The organism is Peribacillus sp. SRI_006 (genome assembly GCF_057586375.1).
Genome location: NZ_JBYCZT010000046.1, coordinates 1 through 988, shown reverse-complemented (window position 1 = coordinate 988; position 988 = coordinate 1). Strand labels below are relative to the sequence as shown.

The window sequence follows — 988 nt, the reverse complement described above, 5'->3', positions numbered from 1 at the left end:
CTCTCCGAAGAAATGTTTGACTTGCTCATTTGCTTTTTGATAGTGTGTGCTCACTTAAAATTTAACGTTGGCGCTTTGTTTTGTTCAGTTTTCAAAGAGCAATTTGACTCTTCTTAAAGAATCAACTTTCATATCATAACAGAGCCAAATTGGCTTGTCAAGTTTTTTTGGTGGAGCCTAGCGGGATCGAACCGCTGACCTCCTGCGTGCAAGGCAGGCGCTCTCCCAGCTGAGCTAAGGCCCCCAAAAAAATAATGGTCGGGAAGACAGGATTCGAACCTGCGACCCCTTGGTCCCAAACCAAGTGCTCTACCAAGCTGAGCTACTTCCCGAAAAAACATGGTGCGCCCGGCGGGAGTCGAACCTACAACCTTCTGATTCGTAGTCAGATGCTCTATCCAATTGAGCTACGGGCGCATATTAAGATGGTGCCGAGGACCGGAATCGAACCGGTACGGTAGTCACCTACCGCAGGATTTTAAGTCCTGTGCGTCTGCCAGTTCCGCCACCCCGGCATAAATAAATAGTGGAGCGGAAGACGGGATTCGAACCCGCGACCCCAACCTTGGCAAGGTTGTATTCTACCACTGAACTACTTCCGCGAACATGCGGGTGAAGGGACTTGAACCCCCACGCCTTGCGGCGCCAGATCCTAAGTCTGGTGCGTCTGCCAATTCCGCCACACCCGCATAATAAAATGGTGAGCCATGAAGGATTCGAACCTTCGACCCTCTGATTAAAAGTCAGATGCTCTACCAACTGAGCTAATGGCTCATATAAACTATTTATATATGCAATATCAAGCTTGTATGAAAATGGTGCCGGCAAGAGGACTTGAACCCCCAACCTACTGATTACAAGTCAGTTGCTCTACCAGTTGAGCTACACCGGCAAGTGTAAAAATGGTGGAGGATGACGGGATCGAACCGCCGACCCTCTGCTTGTAAGGCAGATGCTCTCCCAGCTGAGCTAATCCTCCATATATAAC

At 49.1% G+C, this 988-nt stretch carries 9 tRNA genes; all 9 read right to left on the bottom strand.

From position 1 onward, the window contains the following. Positions 1-168 precede the first annotated feature (168 nt). Positions 169-244: transfer RNA gene (locus AC2YHV_RS27585), tRNA-Ala, on the bottom strand. 11 nt (positions 245-255) lie between these two features. Next, positions 256-332 (bottom strand) — tRNA-Pro (locus AC2YHV_RS27580). Positions 333-340: 8 nt separating this feature from the next. Continuing rightward, a tRNA-Arg gene (locus tag AC2YHV_RS27575) sits at positions 341-417 on the bottom strand. A gap of 9 nt (positions 418-426) precedes the next feature. Next, positions 427-515 (bottom strand) — tRNA-Leu (locus AC2YHV_RS27570). 12 nt (positions 516-527) lie between these two features. Next, a tRNA-Gly gene (locus AC2YHV_RS27565) sits at positions 528-602 on the bottom strand. Positions 603-607: 5 nt separating this feature from the next. After that, positions 608-689: transfer RNA gene (locus AC2YHV_RS27560), tRNA-Leu, on the bottom strand. A 9-nt stretch (positions 690-698) separates the two neighbouring features. Beyond that, positions 699-774 (bottom strand) — tRNA-Lys (locus AC2YHV_RS27555). Positions 775-816: 42 nt separating this feature from the next. Then, a tRNA-Thr gene (locus AC2YHV_RS27550) sits at positions 817-892 on the bottom strand. A gap of 11 nt (positions 893-903) precedes the next feature. After that, a tRNA-Val gene (locus AC2YHV_RS27545) sits at positions 904-979 on the bottom strand. Positions 980-988: the final 9 nt, after the last annotated feature.